Below are 15833 nucleotides of genomic sequence, written 5' to 3'. Positions count from 1 at the left end.
TTACTTGGCTACTTAAATCGTAAATGAAAAAAAAATCTCTGTTAATTTTGTGCCCTCTGTTACTGATATTAACGGCGTGTAGTAATCCAGGCTCAGAACCGCCGGTGGCGGGAAGTGTACCGGCCAAAAAAGCCCCGTCTAAAAAATCGGCGGCAAATAAAGTACCTGCGGCCACTGCAAAAAAACCGGCGTCTACCCCCGATACCGCGACCTATCCCATCGAAAGCGTTAGCAATAACTTTAAAGATGAACCGAATCTGCCGACCTTTCGCGCCGAGCCGTTGATGCCGCCGGCCGATATTCCGCCGCCTGCGCCAGCCAGTCCTGCTCTGACAGCATCCGCTCCCGCGGCGGCGGCTACGGCAACTGCGCCGGCACCGAGGTTTGTCATAGAAGACGCGCGCATCCCCAGCGGCACGCCGCCGGCGGTGGTGGCTTTAATTAGCGAGTCCGACCGCAGCCGCAACAGCGGCGATCTCGATGCGGCGGTGGTGGTGATGGAGCGGGCCTTACGTATCGATTCGCGCAATCCGACCCTGACCTATAAACTGGCGCAGCTCAGAATCAAACAAAATAAACCGCAACTCGCGGAAGAGTTGGCCGGCAAGGCGGCTCTGCTGGCTGGCGGCGATCTGGATCTGAAGCGCAAAAGCTGGTTGCTGATCGCCGAAGCCCGACAAATGCAGCAAAATTCCCAAGGGGCTAGAGAAGCTAAAGCCAAAGCGGATAGCTTTTTCGGTCGCTAGTGGCTGAGGGTTCCAAGCCGTCGCTTTCCGGCGCCGCCGCAAAATTGGGCGATATTTTCGGCGAGGGCGGCGCCTTAGCCGAGATTATCAACGGTTACTCGCCGCGCGCCGCGCAGATCGAGATGGCAGAGCAGATTGCTTATGCCATAGAGTCGCAGCAAAATCTGATCGCCGAAGCCGGCACCGGTACAGGCAAAACCTTTGCCTATCTGATTCCCGCGATCCTGTCCGGTAAGAAAGTCATCGTTTCCACCGGTACCAAAAATCTACAAGATCAATTGTTCAACAAGGATTTGCCGGTAATCCGCAAAGCCTTGAGCAAACGGCCGTTCAAAGCCAGCTTGTTAAAAGGCCGCGCCAACTACCTTTGTACTTATCGCTTGGAGCAGGCCTTGAATTCTGCTTTTGGTTACAGTCAGGAAGATGCGGCGGCCCTGGCACAGATCAAAGCCTGGTCGAAACGCACCAAAGCCGGCGACGTCTCGGAAGTAGCCGATGTGCACGACGGCGATCCCGTCTGGTTTCACGCGACTTCGACCACCGACAATTGTTTGGGTCAAAATTGCCCCGATTATGCCGACTGTTTTCTCACTAAAGCCCGCAAACAGGCTCAAGAGGCTGAAATCGTCGTCGTCAATCATCATCTCCTTTGCGCCGACTGGTCGATTCGCGAAACCGGTTTCGGCGAATTATTGCCCGATGCCGAAGTGGTCATCATCGACGAAGCCCATCAACTGGCTGATACCGCCTCCAATTTTTTGGGGGTGACGATCAGCGGCAAGCAGTTGGTCGATCTGGCCGACGACAGCTTGGCCGAATATTTTACTGACGCCAAGGATATGCCGGACTTACGTACCGCCTGCGAAGACTTGCAACACGAAGTGAAGGATTTGCGCTTGGCGTTTGGTCTGGAATTGCGGCGCGGCGATTGGCAGGACATCGAAACCAATCCAAAAATTGCCGGCGCGTTGGAATCCTTGCAAAAGCAACTGGCACGACTGACCGATCAACTGGAGCGCGCCTCGGTGCGCAGCAAAGGTCTCGAATCCTGCTTTGATCGCGCCGAAGCGCTAGACGCGCAACTGGAAACGCTGATTAACGACAAGGATGGACAGTGGATCAAATGGTACGAAACCTACAGTAAGTCATTTACCCTCAGCCGTACTCCGCTGGATATTGCCAAGGAATTTCGCGGCTTCATGGCCCGGCATAAAGCTACGTGGATTTTTACCTCGGCCACCCTGAGTGTGGCGAATAATTTCGTGCATTTTTCCAAGAATCTGGGTTTGAGCGGAGCGCTCAGCCAGAGCTGGGAGAGTCCGTTCGATTACCCGAATCAGGCCCTGTTTTACCATCCCAAAGGTCTGCCGCAGCCCAGCGATCCGGACTTTACCGACAAAATTGTCGAGTTTGCCTTGCCGGTGCTGGAAGCCAGCCGGGGCCGGGCGTTTTTCCTGTTTACCAGTCACCGCGCCTTGCAACGCGCCGCGCAATTGCTGGAAGGCAAGCTCGACCATCCCATCCTGGTACAAGGTACCAAGTCCAAAGGCGTATTGCTGGATCAGTTCAAGGAACTGGGCAACGCAGTATTGTTGGCAACCGCCAGTTTCTGGGAAGGCGTGGACGTACGCGGCGACGCCTTATCCTGTGTGATCATCGATAAACTGCCGTTCGCCTCGCCTGGCGATCCGGTGCTGAAAGCACGCATGAATGCGATGGAAAAGCAGGGCCGCAACCCATTTTTCGAGCATCAACTCCCCAGCGCCATCATTATGCTGCGCCAGGGAGTGGGCCGCTTGATTCGCGACGTCAACGACCGCGGTGTGCTGATGGTCTGCGACCCCAGATTATTGAAGCGCTCCTACGGCCAAATGTTTTTAGATAGCGTGCCGGCGATGAAGCGCAGCCGCGAGATCGAGGATGTGCGGCGGTTTTTTGCATTGGAAGAATCACATTGAACATTGCGTAGGCCGGAATAAGCGTTAGCGTTTCCGGCATCTTGTTGACAGAGGTACAGATTTGAAATTATTGGCAGTAGAAACCTCCACCGACGCCTGTTCGGCGGCTTTGTTTATCGATGGCGAGATTAGCGAAAAATTTGCCGTCGCGCCTCGCGAACATACCAAATTGATTTTACCGATGATCGACGAATTGATGGCCGATGCCCAGCTCAAACCGCAACAACTGGACGCTATCGGTTTGAGTCGCGGGCCCGGTTCGTTTACCGGTGTCAGAATAGCCGGCGGCGTGGTGCAGGGCATTGCTTATGGTGCCGACTTGCCGGTGGTGCCGGTTTCGACGTTGGCGGCAATCGCCCAAGATTTTTTTAATCGTCGCGCCGATGCTGAACTGAGTTTTACGGCGATGGATGCACGGATGGACGAGATTTTTTGGGGTGTGTATCAACGTAACGAATTAGGTTTGGCGGAGTTATACGGCGCGGAAGCCGTGACGCCCGCCGGCGACGTGATATTTCCCGACCGCGCCGGTTTTGGCGTCGGTTCCGGCTGGGGTGTTTATGCGGAGCAGTTGGGCCAGCGTTTAGCTGAGCGCGTGCTGGGCGTCGAGGTAGAGGTTTGGCCACGTGCCGCGTGTGTTGCTCAACTGGCGGCTTATGGATTTGCTAACGGTTTGGCCGTGGCTGTCGAGCAAGCCATGCCGGTTTATCTGCGTGATAAAGTGGCAAAAAAACAATCGGAAAGATAAGCGGATTTGTGGCTTGCACCTGCTGCTAAAACTGCCTGGCGACGTTTTTAAATGCCTTCTAAGGTACAATAGCGTTTTACCTAAGCCGATATTTTTAGCCCATGGCGCAATATTTCGAAATTCATCCGAAGAACCCGCAGCCGCGCTTGATTCAACAAGCCGTTAATATTTTGCGGAACGGCGGGGTCATCGTTTATCCCACCGATGCTTCCTACGCACTGGGCTGCCAGATTGGCGATAAGGCGGCGATGGATCAAATTCGCAGCCTGCGCCGGCTGGATGATAATCATAACTTCACGCTGTTGTGTACCGACCTGTCGCAGGTTTCCAACTTTACCAAAATGGGCAACGAAGCGCATCGCTTGATCAAAAAGCTGACGCCCGGCCCATTTACGTTTTTACTGGATGCCACGCGAGAAGTGCCGCGCCGTTTGCAGCATCCGAAAAAGAAAACCATAGGCGTCAGGATTACCGATCATCCGGTTGCCCAGGCCTTGGTCGAGCAGCTTGGCGAACCGTTGTTGACATCCACCTTGATGATGCCCGGCGATAGCGAGCCTTTGGCCGATCCCTACGAAATCAGAAAAAGGCTGGAAAAAGACTTGGCCCTGGTAATAGATGTCGGGGTGATCGAATATCAACCCACTACCGTCATCGCTTGCGGCGACAAGTCGATTGAAATTGTTCGGCAAGGTATCGGTATTGCGCCGATGTTGGAGTGAAAAACAAATGATGGACGAATTAACCCTGATACAAAGGATCGTAGTTTGGATTTTACCGGTGATTTTTGCGATTACCGGTCATGAAGTGGCGCACGGTTGGGTGGCGAAGAAGTTGGGCGATAACACCGCCGCCGACCAAGGCCGTTTAACGCTGAATCCTCTCAAACATATCGACGTGCTAGGCACGCTGGTTATTCCCGGTTTATTGTTGCTGACCTTTACCGGTTTTGTGTTCGGTTGGGCCAAGCCGGTACCGGTCGATCCTCGCGCGTTTAAAAAGCCGCGCCAAGCCATGGCGATCGTGGCGGTAGCCGGTCCTTTATCCAATTTGTTGATGGCGGCGGCCTGGGCTTTGCTGGCTAGAATCGGCGTGATGCTGGAAATCGAATATATCTCCTTCCCGTTGATCTACAGCGGTGTTGCGGGGATCAGCATCAATTTGGTTTTGGCTTTGATCAATCTTTTGCCTATTCCGCCGTTGGATGGCAGTCGGATTTTATCCGGATTGCTGCCGGATTATTGGGCTTGGCAGTACAATCGATTGGAACGGTTTGGTTTTATTTTTTTGTTGATATTACTTGCTACCGACGTGTTGCAATATTTGCTGGCTTATCCAATGTACTACGCCCAACAATTATTTTTTAGTTTGGCGGGCATGTAGTTTTGAACGAAGTAGCATTACCGGTTGAAGCCGCGCTGCCGCCGCTGGCGCTGGTTCAAGGCCAGCCCTATCAGGATTTACCGGACGATCTCTACATTCCGCCGGATGCGCTGGAAGTCTTTCTGGACGCGTTCGAAGGACCGCTGGATTTGCTGTTGTATTTGATTCGCCGCCAAAATCTGGATATTCTCGACATCCCCATCGCCCAGATTACCAAGCAATATATTGCCTACATCGACATGATGGAAAATATGCGTCTGGAACTGGCCGCCGAATATCTGGTGATGGCCGCGCTGCTGGCGGAGATCAAATCGCGGATGCTGCTGCCCAGACAGCCGGAAAGCGAGGAAGAAGAGGAAGACCCCAGAGCGTTTTTGATCCGTAAATTACAGGAATACGAAGCGATCAAAAAAGTCGCCGAAGAGATGGATCTGTTGCCCAGAAACGAGCGCGATACCTTTGAATTCGGTGTCGATACCTCGACCGTGGATGTTAAGCAAATTCTGCCGGATGTGCAGCTCAAGGAACTGCTGCTGGCCTTCCAGGATATATTGAAGCGTGCCGAGAGGCTTAGTCACCACCAAATAACCAAAGAACCCCTATCAGTCCGTGAACGAATGGCAGCCATTTTGGAAAAACTTAACGGAGCAAATCAGCTCCCTTTCGCAGCGTGTTTTACCCGAGGTGAAGGAAAAAACGGAGTGGTTGTCGCGTTTCTTGCCATCCTTGAACTCTCCAAAGAGCGCATCATCGACATCTTCCAATCCGAACCTTACGCCGGTATCCAGGTCAGAATCCGCCTCGATAGCGGCACCGGAGACTAATCCGTCGTTAGCCGATACCGTCGTCGATGATGTTATTCCTGCAAATAAACCCAGAGTGCCTCGCAAACCGCGGGTCAAGCCAGAGCCGATCACAGTCTTTGTGCCGGTCAAACGGCGCGCTGTGCGTTTTCCTGCTATCTGGTCCAGCGAGATGCGAATTGCGGTTGTTCAAGCCCACGAACCAACCGAACCCGTGGTTTTGCCCAAGTCTCGTCGGCATACGGTGCGCTTGCTGCCGGCTTGGCAGAGTAGTTGGCAGCTGCCGGAGGCTACCGACGTTAGCGAGGCTAGGCGCGCAACCCGCTTGCCGCAGCGCTGGTCTGAGATTATTCGCGCCAGCACTGTCGAACCCATCCTGGTTGAACGCCACCGATTACAGCCCGACATAATTAAAGAGTGCGACATGAACACCAAGCGCATTGTGGAAGCCATTTTGTTTGCCGCCAACCGGCCAATGACGATTAGACAGATCCAGGAAACCTTTCCGGAACTGGAGCAACCCGATACCTTGTCGGTGCAAATGGCCTTGGATGACATTGCTCGCGACTATGCGGATCGGCCGATTGGACTGCGGCAATTGGCCAGCGGTTACCGGTTTCAGGTGCGCGAGGGTCTGTCGCCTTATGTCACCCGCTTGTTCGAGGAAAAGCCTGCGCGGTATTCGCGCGCGCTGCTGGAAACTTTGGCGATCATCGCTTACCGCCAGCCGGTGACGCGCGGCGAAATCGAGGATATTCGTGGTGTCAGCGTCAGCAGTTCCATCATTCAAACCCTGTTGGAGCGCGAGTGGATTCGTGTCATCGCCCATAAGGAAGTACCGGGCCGGCCGGCCTTGTTCGGCACCACCAAACAATTTTTGGATTATTTCAATTTAACTACATTGAGCGAATTACCGACGCTGGAAGAAATCGTCAATTTCGATTTCGGCAATTCGCTTCAACCGCAACCTGAGCAGGACCACAGTGAAAGACCGCAAACCGCCGAGATCGAACAACCCGTCAGCCCCGCAGGACAAACGGACCCAGAAAACGCAGTCTCGGAAACCGAGTTCGACGCCCAAACCGAAGCCGGCCTCGGCGCCGAAAACCTCACCCTCCACTAAAGCCGCGCCTGCCGGCGGCGAGCGTATCCAGAAACTGCTGGCCAGAGCCGGCGTTGGGTCGCGCAGAGAAATCGAGCGCTGGATTGAAGAAGGCAAACTCACAGTCAACGGTAACCCGGTGCAACCGGGCTATCACTTAAAGCCCGACGACCATCTGCAAATCAATGGCAGGGTGGTGAAATGGGAAAAATACGCCGAGCAACCGACCCGCGTATTGGTGTACCACAAGCCGGTCGGCGAATTGGTAACCCGCCGCGACCCGGAAGGCCGCCCGGTAATCTTTACCCAACTGCCGCGCCTGCAAGTCGGCCGCTGGATCGCGGTTGGCCGCCTGGACATCAACACCTCCGGCTTGATTTTAGTCACCAATAACGGCGAACTCGCCAACCGTTTGATGCACCCCTCGCGCGAAGTCGAACGCGAATACGCGGTGCGGATTTTAGGCGAAGTGGACGATGCCATGCTGGCCCGTTTGAAACAAGGTGTGGAACTGGAAGACGGCCCGGCGCATTTCGAAGACGTCAGCTTTTATGCCGGCGAAGGCGCTAATAAATGGTTTTACGCGACGGTCAAGCAGGGGCGGAATCGTCTGGTACGGCGTTTATGGGAATCGCAGGGGGTCAAAGTCAGCCGTTTGATTCGGGTCCGTTACGGCGATGTCGGCTTGCCGGAACGGGTTAGGGCGCATTCGTTTTATGAGTTGGAGGCCAAGGAGTTGGCCGCTTTGATGGAATTTGTGGGGTTGTAGTCGCGTTGAACTCATCGATACCGCAGTTGGCAAGCCGTGTCCGCCGCGGAGTGATGATCTTAATAGTTCAGTGGAGTTTTGTGGTCGGATTCTCTTCGGTCAGCGTTGCGATCACTCCGTTAATGATTTCGTTGATTCGAGTCTTTTCTTGTTCCGGAAGATTTTGTAGTGGGGGACACGTCAGGGTCATGGTGAACACGCTTCGCTTAGTGCCGATCGTGAAATGAAAAACCTGAAAAAGTTGGTCGCGTTCTTGTTTTATAAAAGGGGGGACTGGAATTATCGCCTTGCCGTCGGCAGAGTAGTTGACCGTCATCCCTTGCTTTTCCGCAGATTGTTTGACCAGATATACTCCAAATTCTTCGGGATATTCCGGACCATCTGAGTGGACTCTCGAAATTTCAAGCCTACAGATGTAATTCTCGCCAAAGGTTGCGTCGATCTGGTCGGCGGGCGTTTTTGAAATACGCACGTAGTTCGGGAGCACCACAGATACCGATTCTTGTTGGAATTTGACCTTTACGGTTGCCGGTCTATCAGGTCTGCCGAACAAGAATTCGTCGGTGTCACTTAGGAAGTATTTGACATTCTCGGGCCTTGTACCGACAAGTCCTGCACGTAAACTACGTTGAAAATCCAAAATTTGAGCGGCCGATCTCATAGCGGCCAATGCTCGACTTTGCTCGCTATTCTCGGTGTTGGCTAAGGTTTCGTCATGGTTATTCTTGATGTTTCTTAGAATTTTTGCCACGAATTGGCAGTAGGCTTGGTATGGTTCGTCGCTGGCCGAATGAATTGCGGCAAAGATGCCGGGCTTTTGCTTTCGTTCCGCGTTGCTCGTTGGTAGAAACACTAAATTGTCCAGCGAATTGAGATCCCAAATGAATGGTCCTCCTGGAAAAGTCAGCGACGCGGTACGGATATATAGTAGAAATTCGGCAATATCCTTTGTAGTTGCGACCTCGTGTGGGATTAGGTAATGCAATTTGCCGGACACCCATAAATCCGGATCCCAAGACCAAGCAAGTGGGTTATTTTCTGCTTGGATATTCGGAAGTGCCGCTCTTAATATCTTTTTGAGTTCTTCTAAGTCGGTTGGCGTGAGATTGACCGCTGGATAGTCAGTTGTGGACTCAATAGCCGAAACTTTTTTCTTAAACAAATTCTTCAACATTTCTCAGCTCTATATGGCTTGATATTATCCTTATACGGCGCTTAATTGCGGATGAGAGCTCTTGGTTGGCGCTTGCAAAACAATTACCAGCAAAGTTGCTGCAAAGGTTGCTCGCAACTCACTATAGTTGGTAGTTTTCCAAAGTCAAAAACAACGCTCCCCTATTGCGAAGCTTAATTGAATGCCGGTTCTTGCGCCTGCGGGCGAGAGCTTTCGCTACGAAAACCATCCCCGGTTTTCGCCCTTCGGGCCAGCCTAGCGGCTGTTCAAATTAGCCATGTAGGCCGGAATAAGCGTTAGCGTTTCCGGCAAGCGTGTAATTGCCAGAAACGCCTATCGGCTTATTCTGGCCTACACTAGGACGGTGATTTTTGTCGGAAATGTCTGCCCTGGACTAGGCTGAAAAATAATCTTAAAGCGGGTTATGAGCAATTATAGGCGGTTGTATGTTCCTGGCGGCTTGTATTTCTTTACGGTTGTGGCATATCGTCGCCAACCGATTTTCGCCGGTATTCAGCGGGTTGCGTTGCTTCGTCAGGCGTTTCAAGAGGTTAAATGCAAACGACCTTTCGACATAACCGCTGCCGTCATTTTGCCTGATCATTTGCATTGCCTCTGGCTATTGCCGGAGGGCGATTTCGATTATTCAACCCGGTGGCAAATGATTAAAACTGCTTTTTCTCGAAGAGTTTCGGCGAGTGTGAAAAAAGACGGTGCAAAAACCATTTGGCAACCACGTTTTTTCGAGCATTGCATCCGTGACGAATCCGACTTTAATAAGCATTTGGATTACATCCATTACAACCCCGTCAAACATGGTTTGGCCTTGTCTCCCGGGGAATGGCCACACAGTTCGTTTCAACGTTTCGTAGATACTGGGTTTTATCCCGCCAGTTGGGGGTGTGCCTTGGCTGCGGATATTGCGGACTTGGACTGCGAGTAGTCGAGTTGGGTTAAGGGATAAAAACCATTATCTTAAAATTTTGGTGTTTCAATGAAAATCCCGCGATTTACTCGCCAAGTCGCCGATCCAGCTACTCCAATCCTCCAACTTCCCGGCGACCAGATGTAACACACCGTCTTCTTGCTGGATGGTCCCGGTTACCGATAGCAGGCGGGCTTTGAGCAAGGGTTTGCGTTGTGCCAAAGCGGTGGCGGGCCAGACGACTAGGTTGACTTGGCCGGTTTCGTCTTCCAGGGTGACAAAGGTCACGCCGGCTGCGGTCATCGGTCGCTGCCGGCATATCACCAAGCCGGCGACTTGGGCGATGCTGCCATTGCGCCGTTGCCATAAGGAGGCGGCGGTGGTGACGCCGCGGCGGCGCAAACGTTCGCGCAACAGGCCTAGCGGATGTTCGCGCAGGCTGAGCCGGGTACTGGCATAGTCAGCCAATACCTCCTGGCCCTGCTTGGGGGCTTTTAATAGCGGAGTGGCTTCGGCGATGACCGGTACGCCAAATGCTGGGGTGGCTGCTTCCACGCCGCTGGCCGCCCAAAAGGCGCGATGCCGGTTGCCAGCCAGGGATTTTAACGCATCGGCTGCTGCCAAGTGTTCCAAGTCTTGCCGATCCAGACCGGCACGCGCGGCGAGATCGGTAACATTGGCAAATGTTTGTCGGCCTCGGGCCTGGATAATCTTTGCCGCCGCGATTGCCGATAAACCCTTGACTTGATTAAACCCCAAGCGTAAGGCCGGCGCGGCGTTGGCGGGAAACTCCAATGAACATTGGCTTTGACTGGCTTGCACATCCACCGGGCGCACTTCTACGCCATGGCGGCGGGCGTCTTGCACCAATTGCGACGGCCCGTAAAAGCCCATCGGTTGGCTGTTCAGCAAGGCGCAGCAAAACGCCGCCGGATGGTGGCGTTTCAGCCAAGCAGAGACGTAAGCCAGCAAGGCAAAGCTGGCGGAATGCGATTCCGGAAAGCCGTAATCGCCAAAGCCTTTGATCTGTTGGAAAATCCGCTGGGCGAATTCGGCGCTGTAGCCGCGCGCCCGCATGCCATCCAGTAATTTACGTTCGAACGGTTCCAGGCCGCCTTTACGTTTCCAGGCGGCCATGGCTCGCCGTAGTTGATCGGCCTCGTCGGCGCTAAAGCCGGCGGCGACCATCGCCAGTTGCATCACTTGCTCCTGAAAAATCGGGATGCCCAGGGTACGCTCCAGTACGGCTTGGACTTCCGGGCTGGGATACTCCACTGGCTCCAAGCCTTTTCGCCTAGCCAGATAAGGATGCACCATCTCGCCTTGAATCGGGCCGGGGCGGACGATGGCGATTTCGATGACCAGATCGTAATAGTTTTGCGGCTTCAGGCGCGGCAGCATGGTCATCTGCGCCCGCGACTCGACTTGGAACACGCCGATGCTGTCGGCTTGTTGCAGCATGGTGTATACCGCCGGGTCTTCGGCGGGAATGTCGGCCAGGGTCCAGGCGATGTTAGGTGAGCCTGTTTCTTCGGTAGGGGTGATAAAAGTCGAAACAGTCCCTTCTCCCTCCGGGAGAAGGTTAGGATGAGGGCGGTGGTTATGATTTGAATATCCCCTCACCCCAGCCCTCTCCCGGCGGGAGAGGGAGTTTCCACAATTCTCTTCATCAAAGGGATATTGGTGCTGGGGCGGCCGGCAATATTGACCAAGATATTCCAAGGCCTTACGAATCGCACTGAGCATGCCCAACGCCAGCACGTCCACCTTCAACAGGCCCATCGCTTCCAGGTCGTCTTTTTCCCATTGAATCACGGTGCGGTCGGTCATCGCGGCATTTTCTACCGGCACCAGGCGTGAGAGCTCGTCGCGAGCGATCACGAAGCCGCCGACGTGTTGCGACAGATGGCGCGGAAAGCCCTTGATTGCCTGAACCAGCACGGCCAAGCGTTGTACGGTGTGGCTGTCCGGGTCGAAGCCGCATTCTTTCAGCGATTCCGGCATTAGCTGATAGCCATCCCATCGATCCACGCTGTCGGCCAGGCGTTCGACTTGCGCCAGGTTCAAGCCCAAGGCTTTGCCGACATCGCGCACTGCGCTGCGGGTGCGGTAAGTAATCACCGTAGCGGCCAAAGCTGCTCGGTGCCGGCCGTATTTTTGGTAGATGTATTGAATGACCTGCTCGCGGCGCTCGTGTTCGAAATCCACATCGATGTCCGGCGGTTCGTTGCGCTCGCGGGATAAGAAGCGCTCGAACAATAGATTCATTCGGCCCGGATCGACTTCGGTAATCCCCAGGCAAAAACACACCGCCGAATTAGCCGCCGAACCGCGGCCTTGGCAGAGGATGCCTTGCTCACGGGCGTATCGGACGATGTCATCCACGGTCAGAAAATAGGGTTCGTAAGCCAGTTCCGCAATCAGGGCCAGTTCGTGTTCGATTTGTTGGCGCACCTTGGCTGGCTCGCCCAGCGGCCAGCGTTTGTGAACGCCGGCTTCAGTCAAATGCCGCAGCCAGGAAGTGGGCGTATGCCCATCCGGCACCAGTTCTTGTGGATACTCGTAACGCAATTCGTCCAGCGAGAATTGGCAGCGTTCGGCAATGATTAACGATTGTTGCAGCCATGCCGCTGGATAAAGCTTGGCCAGCCGGGGCAGGGGGCGTAGGTGCCGTTCGCCGTTGGTGAACAAGGCATAGCCCAGTTGCGATAAGGGTTGGCTGAGGCGAATTGCGGTCAGTGTATCTTGCAAAGCTCGGCGCGAGCGGCGGTGCATATGCACATCGTTGCAAGCGACAATTGGAATATCTAATTGCCTAGCCGTAGCTTGAGCCTGTTGGCAATAGCTTGCGTCGAGGCCGGATAGAAACAGGCCGATCCCCAGCCACAGATCGTCGGCAAACAGCTTTTTCAACCAGCGGCCATCGTCTGCCATGAATTGGTCGTTGGCTAACCAGATGGCCAGACAGCCTTGCGGAAAATGCTTGGTTAAATCGGGTCTAGTCAGCCGATAGCTGCCCTTTTCGGCTTGGCGGCGGGCGAGGGTAATCAAGGCGGACAGGTTGCCGTAGCTGCTTCTATCGGTTGCCAGCAAGACCAGTTTCAGACCGCCTTCCAAGACAAACTCGCTGCCGATGATCAGTTTGATATTGTGTTTCTTAGCTGCCAGATGCGCTCTTACCACGCCCGCCAGTGAGCATTCGTCGGTCAGCGCCAGCGCCTGGTAACCCAGGCTGGCTGCTTCCTCGACCAGTTCTTCAGGATGCGAGGCGCCGCGCAGAAAGCTGAAGTTGGACAGGCAGTGCAATTCCGCAAAGCCGAGGTTTGGCGCGCGGGCCTCATCCGAACAGGCCATGGACAAACCACTGTTGTCTGGCGGTTAAATCGCGATATACCCACAGCTTACGACCGCGTTTATCTTGGGCGATGTGATAGTCGCGGCGGATCGGCAGGTCGTCCCACCAGCCGGACTCGATGCGTTCCGGCGAGGATAGCAGGCTAAGGCCGCTTAGCCGCACCGGTTCGGGATTAGTCAGCAGCCACAAAGGTCGAGGCGCTAAATCGGGATTTGCGGTCAGCCGGTTTGGCATGTCGGTCATGGCGCGTTCCGGACGATGGTCGGCTTGCATACCTGGAAATGTCAAGGCGTGATGGCCCAGTCTGGCCTGCAACTGATCCAAAACCGCTTGCCATTCGGCTTCGCTGCCTGGGGTTTCGTGGTCGTCGAACAGGCTAAAGCGTTCCGGCTGAAACGGCGCTATGGCTTCGCTCTGCAAAGTAACGGCCAGCACCGGCGCGGGTAACGGCGAGCGTTCCAGTTTTTCGTACAGCAAGCCGCACCAGTGTTTAGGGTCGCGACTGCCCGCGCGAAAATCCAATGTTAAGCGAGTGGCGGGACGGTCGTAATGGTGCAGTTCCAGGGTGATGCCTAGTGTTGTGGCGTCGCGGTTTTTTAGAAATGCGGCAAATTCGCCGGCCAGCTGTTCGACAGCCGGAAAGAAATGCTCGATACGTTCCAACTCGATCGGCATCTCTCTGCTGGCCTGGAAGTGGGGTGGACGATGGAAAGCTTGTAAAACTTGAGTTTGTTGGCCGGCGAGTCTATCCAGTTGTTGCAATAACACGGCGCCATAGCGCTTTGCCAGGCCGTCGCGCGGCAGTCGCCACAAGTCGGTGAGTTGGCGAATACCCGTGCGGAATAGCCGGTGTAAGATTTTATCGTCCAGCGCCAGGGCGGCGACTGGCAGCGGACCTAATGCCGAGCGCAAAGCCTGGCGATCTGTGACAATGGTTTCCAGGCTTAGTCTTGCCAGTAAGACGCTAGCTGTTGGGGACGGGCTAATGGCGATTAGCGGACGATGCCTAGCGGTTTGCAATGCCGTTCTTAGTTTATCTTGTAAGCGCTCTACGCCGCCGAACAGGGTCAGACAGGAACGAATTTCCAGTAGCAGGCAGTTTGGCTGATCCAGGCTGACCCAGGGGCTGAAATCCAGCGCAATTTCGGCGAGTTGTTGTAATGCCTGGCGTTCGGCGAACGGATCGCGGTTCCGAATGCTCAAGCCGGGACACAGGGCTAAAGCGGCAGCGGGGGCCATGCCTGGTTCGACGCCGGCTTGCCGGGCTGCTTCCGAGACCGCATATAAAGGAGTTTGGCCTTTGCTCTGCGCCGAACAGGTGACGGCCTGATCTAAATCCAGATGCAGTGCGGCCAAAGCCAAGTCGGGAAAATACGCGCATAACCAAAGTTGGCTATTGGCTGCGTTGGGTTTGGCAATGGCATCGACCCGGTGCGCCGGGGTTGGCGATAGTGCTTTGGCGGTTGCAGCCATCGTTTTCTTATAGCGGCAAGATTAATGACGCGCGTTGCAAACTGCCGCGCGCCTTCAAAATGTGCAAGGCCAGGCCGGTCTCCGCCGGCTTGACTTCCAGACGTAATGCCGTATAGCCGCTGCCGCTACGTTGCTTTGGAAACAGTACTGCCAACGCGGAACCGGCTTCGGCGGCCAATTGTAAGCGGCGGATTTGATGATCGCTGAGCCGGCGCGGCCAAGCCAAAGTCATGCCGCAGCGGCCGCTACGCAGTAGTTTTTCCAGACTCCAGGGAATATCCGACTCTTGCCGGCAGTCTACTACCAGAACATAGGCTAGATCGATGCCGGCCTGCGCCAATGCCGGTGCGTAAGCTTGCTGCGGCGGGGCGATCCAGGCTATCCAGCGTTTGCTTTGCGTCATGCCGGCCATGGCCGGCAGCAGCAGGCTTAATTCGCCGATGCCTAAGCAGGGCGATAGAATTTCCAACACGCCGCCTAAGGGCCAGCCGCCACCTGGTAGCAAGGCATCAAGCTCGGCAAAGCCGGAAGGAATGACCGGCCAAGCTTGGTGTTCCGAACGCAAGCCGCGCCAGACGCCGGTTTGCGAGCGCAAGAGTTGGTCCAAGGCGTTTGCATTCATAGCCCGCTGCGAATCACGCCGACCACCACGCCTTCGATCACCAAAGGCTCGCGTTGCAAATTCACTACGATTACCGTGAAATCCGGATTGGCCGGTTCCAGATAAGCCATATGCGTTTTACTGTCCAGACGCAATCGCTTTACCGTGGCTTCGTCGTGAATCCGCGCCACGACGATCTGGCCGTTACGCGCTTCCGGCGTGCGTTGCACGGCTAACAGATCGCCATCCAGAATGCCGGCATCGCGCATGCTCATGCCTTGTACCCGCAACAGATAATCGGCGCGGTTGTCGAACAACTCCGGTCCCAGGCGGCAATAGCGCTCGATATGTTCTTCGGCCAGTATCGGCTGACCCGCCGCCACCCGGCCGACCAGCGGCAAGCCTTGCTCGGGAGCCGGCGTTGGTTTCATTAGGCGGATACCGCGCGAGGCGGCCGGTACCAGTTCGATGGCACCCTTACGTGCCAAAGCCTGCAAGTGGCCGCGAATGCTGTTGGTGGAGCGCACATCAAAGGCAGCGGCGATTTCGGCGATAGTCGGCGGAAAGCCGTCCTGTAGCAAACTGCGCTCGATGAAGTTCAGGATTTCTTGTTGGCGGTCGGTAAGTGGTTTCATACTGTTTATATAGTTACTGCTTTTATGAGCAGTATAGTGCTGTTGGTCGGATTGACGCAAGCGGTCAGAACGGAAAGAGACTCCCGCTTGCTTGGCAGCGGTGGCAGAGATATGTTGGATTATGAAGGGATGTTAATTAGCTGAAGATATGCTCAAGCATT

At 54.9% G+C, this 15833-nt stretch carries 14 protein-coding genes; 9 read left to right on the top strand and 5 right to left on the bottom strand.

The genetic code is table 11. From position 1 onward, the window contains the following. The first annotated feature begins 23 nt into the window (after positions 1-23). From METH11B_RS0105830 to rluB, 8 genes are all read left to right on the top strand, one after another. On the top strand, positions 24-746 hold the full coding sequence (locus tag METH11B_RS0105830; protein ID WP_026601224.1) for a tetratricopeptide repeat protein: 723 nt from the start codon (positions 24-26) through the stop codon (positions 744-746). Beyond that, the gene (locus METH11B_RS0105825) at positions 746-2704 is read left to right on the top strand and encodes an ATP-dependent DNA helicase (protein WP_026601223.1); all 1959 of its coding nucleotides are present in this window, start codon (positions 746-748) and stop codon (positions 2702-2704) included. Before METH11B_RS0105830 ends, METH11B_RS0105825 begins: the two co-directional genes overlap by 1 nt. A 61-nt stretch (positions 2705-2765) precedes the next feature. Further along, positions 2766-3452 (top strand): tRNA (adenosine(37)-N6)-threonylcarbamoyltransferase complex dimerization subunit type 1 TsaB, encoded by a 687-nt coding sequence (gene tsaB, locus METH11B_RS0105820; protein WP_026601222.1) that lies wholly within the window; start codon positions 2766-2768, stop codon positions 3450-3452. A gap of 101 nt (positions 3453-3553) precedes the next feature. Continuing rightward, positions 3554-4174, top strand: a complete 621-nt coding sequence (locus tag METH11B_RS0105815; RefSeq protein ID WP_026601221.1) for an L-threonylcarbamoyladenylate synthase — start codon at positions 3554-3556, stop codon at positions 4172-4174. A gap of 7 nt (positions 4175-4181) precedes the next feature. After that, the gene (locus tag METH11B_RS0105810) at positions 4182-4835 is read left to right on the top strand and encodes a site-2 protease family protein (RefSeq protein WP_026601220.1); all 654 of its coding nucleotides are present in this window, start codon (positions 4182-4184) and stop codon (positions 4833-4835) included. 2 nt (positions 4836-4837) lie between these two features. Further along, positions 4838-5659 carry a segregation and condensation protein A gene (locus tag METH11B_RS0105805; RefSeq protein ID WP_026601219.1) on the top strand — a complete coding sequence of 274 codons (822 nt, stop codon included), beginning with the start codon at positions 4838-4840 and terminating at the stop codon, positions 5657-5659. A gap of 55 nt (positions 5660-5714) precedes the next feature. Beyond that, on the top strand, positions 5715-6761 hold the full coding sequence (gene scpB, locus METH11B_RS26260) for an SMC-Scp complex subunit ScpB (protein ID WP_026601218.1): 1047 nt from the start codon (positions 5715-5717) through the stop codon (positions 6759-6761). Between the two features lie 25 nt (positions 6762-6786). Further along, the gene (rluB, locus tag METH11B_RS0105795) at positions 6787-7509 is read left to right on the top strand and encodes a 23S rRNA pseudouridine(2605) synthase RluB (protein ID WP_081733903.1); all 723 of its coding nucleotides are present in this window, start codon (positions 6787-6789) and stop codon (positions 7507-7509) included. 67 nt (positions 7510-7576) lie between these two features. Here rluB and METH11B_RS0105790 read toward each other — a convergent pair whose 3' ends face one another. Next, complete coding sequence (locus METH11B_RS0105790; protein WP_026601216.1) at positions 7577-8683, bottom strand: hypothetical protein; 1107 nt, start codon at positions 8681-8683, stop codon at positions 7577-7579. A 424-nt stretch (positions 8684-9107) separates the two neighbouring features. Between METH11B_RS0105790 and METH11B_RS0105785 the strand changes: the two genes are divergently transcribed. Continuing rightward, on the top strand, positions 9108-9626 hold the full coding sequence (locus tag METH11B_RS0105785; protein ID WP_026601215.1) for an REP-associated tyrosine transposase: 519 nt from the start codon (positions 9108-9110) through the stop codon (positions 9624-9626). A 48-nt stretch (positions 9627-9674) separates the two neighbouring features. Here the strand turns inward: METH11B_RS0105785 and METH11B_RS0105780 are convergent, their stop codons facing one another. Genes METH11B_RS0105780 through lexA form a run of 4 tightly spaced genes read right to left on the bottom strand, consistent with a single transcriptional unit; the run spans position 9675 to position 15672 of the window. Beyond that, on the bottom strand, positions 9675-12962 hold the full coding sequence (locus METH11B_RS0105780; protein ID WP_026601214.1) for an error-prone DNA polymerase: 3288 nt from the start codon (positions 12960-12962) through the stop codon (positions 9675-9677). Next, positions 12946-14436, bottom strand: coding sequence for a Y-family DNA polymerase (locus tag METH11B_RS0105775; protein WP_026601213.1), 1491 nt, complete (start codon positions 14434-14436; stop codon positions 12946-12948). Before METH11B_RS0105775 ends, METH11B_RS0105780 begins: the two co-directional genes overlap by 17 nt. Positions 14437-14443: 7 nt before the next feature. Next, positions 14444-15058 carry a translesion DNA synthesis-associated protein ImuA gene (gene imuA / locus METH11B_RS0105770; RefSeq protein ID WP_026601212.1) on the bottom strand — a complete coding sequence of 205 codons (615 nt, stop codon included), beginning with the start codon at positions 15056-15058 and terminating at the stop codon, positions 14444-14446. Continuing rightward, complete coding sequence (gene lexA / locus METH11B_RS0105765; protein WP_026601211.1) at positions 15055-15672, bottom strand: transcriptional repressor LexA; 618 nt, start codon at positions 15670-15672, stop codon at positions 15055-15057. The genes imuA and lexA overlap by 4 nt, the downstream gene beginning before the upstream one ends. Positions 15673-15833: the final 161 nt, after the last annotated feature.

Source organism: Methylomonas sp. 11b, from assembly GCF_000515215.1.
Lineage (GTDB): Bacteria > Pseudomonadota > Gammaproteobacteria > Methylococcales > Methylomonadaceae > Methylomonas.
Note: the sequence above shows the minus strand (reverse complement) of the source record. Positions and strands in the feature narration are given on the sequence as shown.

Coding starts and splice junctions, on each gene's coding strand:
- imuA (WP_026601212.1), bottom strand. CDS start 15,058: ATGAATGCAAACGCCTTGGACCAACTCTTGCGCTCGCAAACCGGCGTC.
- METH11B_RS0105810 (WP_026601220.1), top strand. CDS start 4,182: ATGATGGACGAATTAACCCTGATACAAAGGATCGTAGTTTGGATTTTA.
- METH11B_RS0105785 (WP_026601215.1), top strand. CDS start 9,108: ATGAGCAATTATAGGCGGTTGTATGTTCCTGGCGGCTTGTATTTCTTT.
- METH11B_RS0105815 (WP_026601221.1), top strand. CDS start 3,554: ATGGCGCAATATTTCGAAATTCATCCGAAGAACCCGCAGCCGCGCTTG.
- METH11B_RS0105775 (WP_026601213.1), bottom strand. CDS start 14,436: ATGGCTGCAACCGCCAAAGCACTATCGCCAACCCCGGCGCACCGGGTC.
- lexA (WP_026601211.1), bottom strand. CDS start 15,672: ATGAAACCACTTACCGACCGCCAACAAGAAATCCTGAACTTCATCGAG.
- METH11B_RS0105790 (WP_026601216.1), bottom strand. CDS start 8,683: ATGTTGAAGAATTTGTTTAAGAAAAAAGTTTCGGCTATTGAGTCCACA.
- METH11B_RS0105830 (WP_026601224.1), top strand. CDS start 24: ATGAAAAAAAAATCTCTGTTAATTTTGTGCCCTCTGTTACTGATATTA.
- METH11B_RS0105780 (WP_026601214.1), bottom strand. CDS start 12,962: ATGGCCTGTTCGGATGAGGCCCGCGCGCCAAACCTCGGCTTTGCGGAA.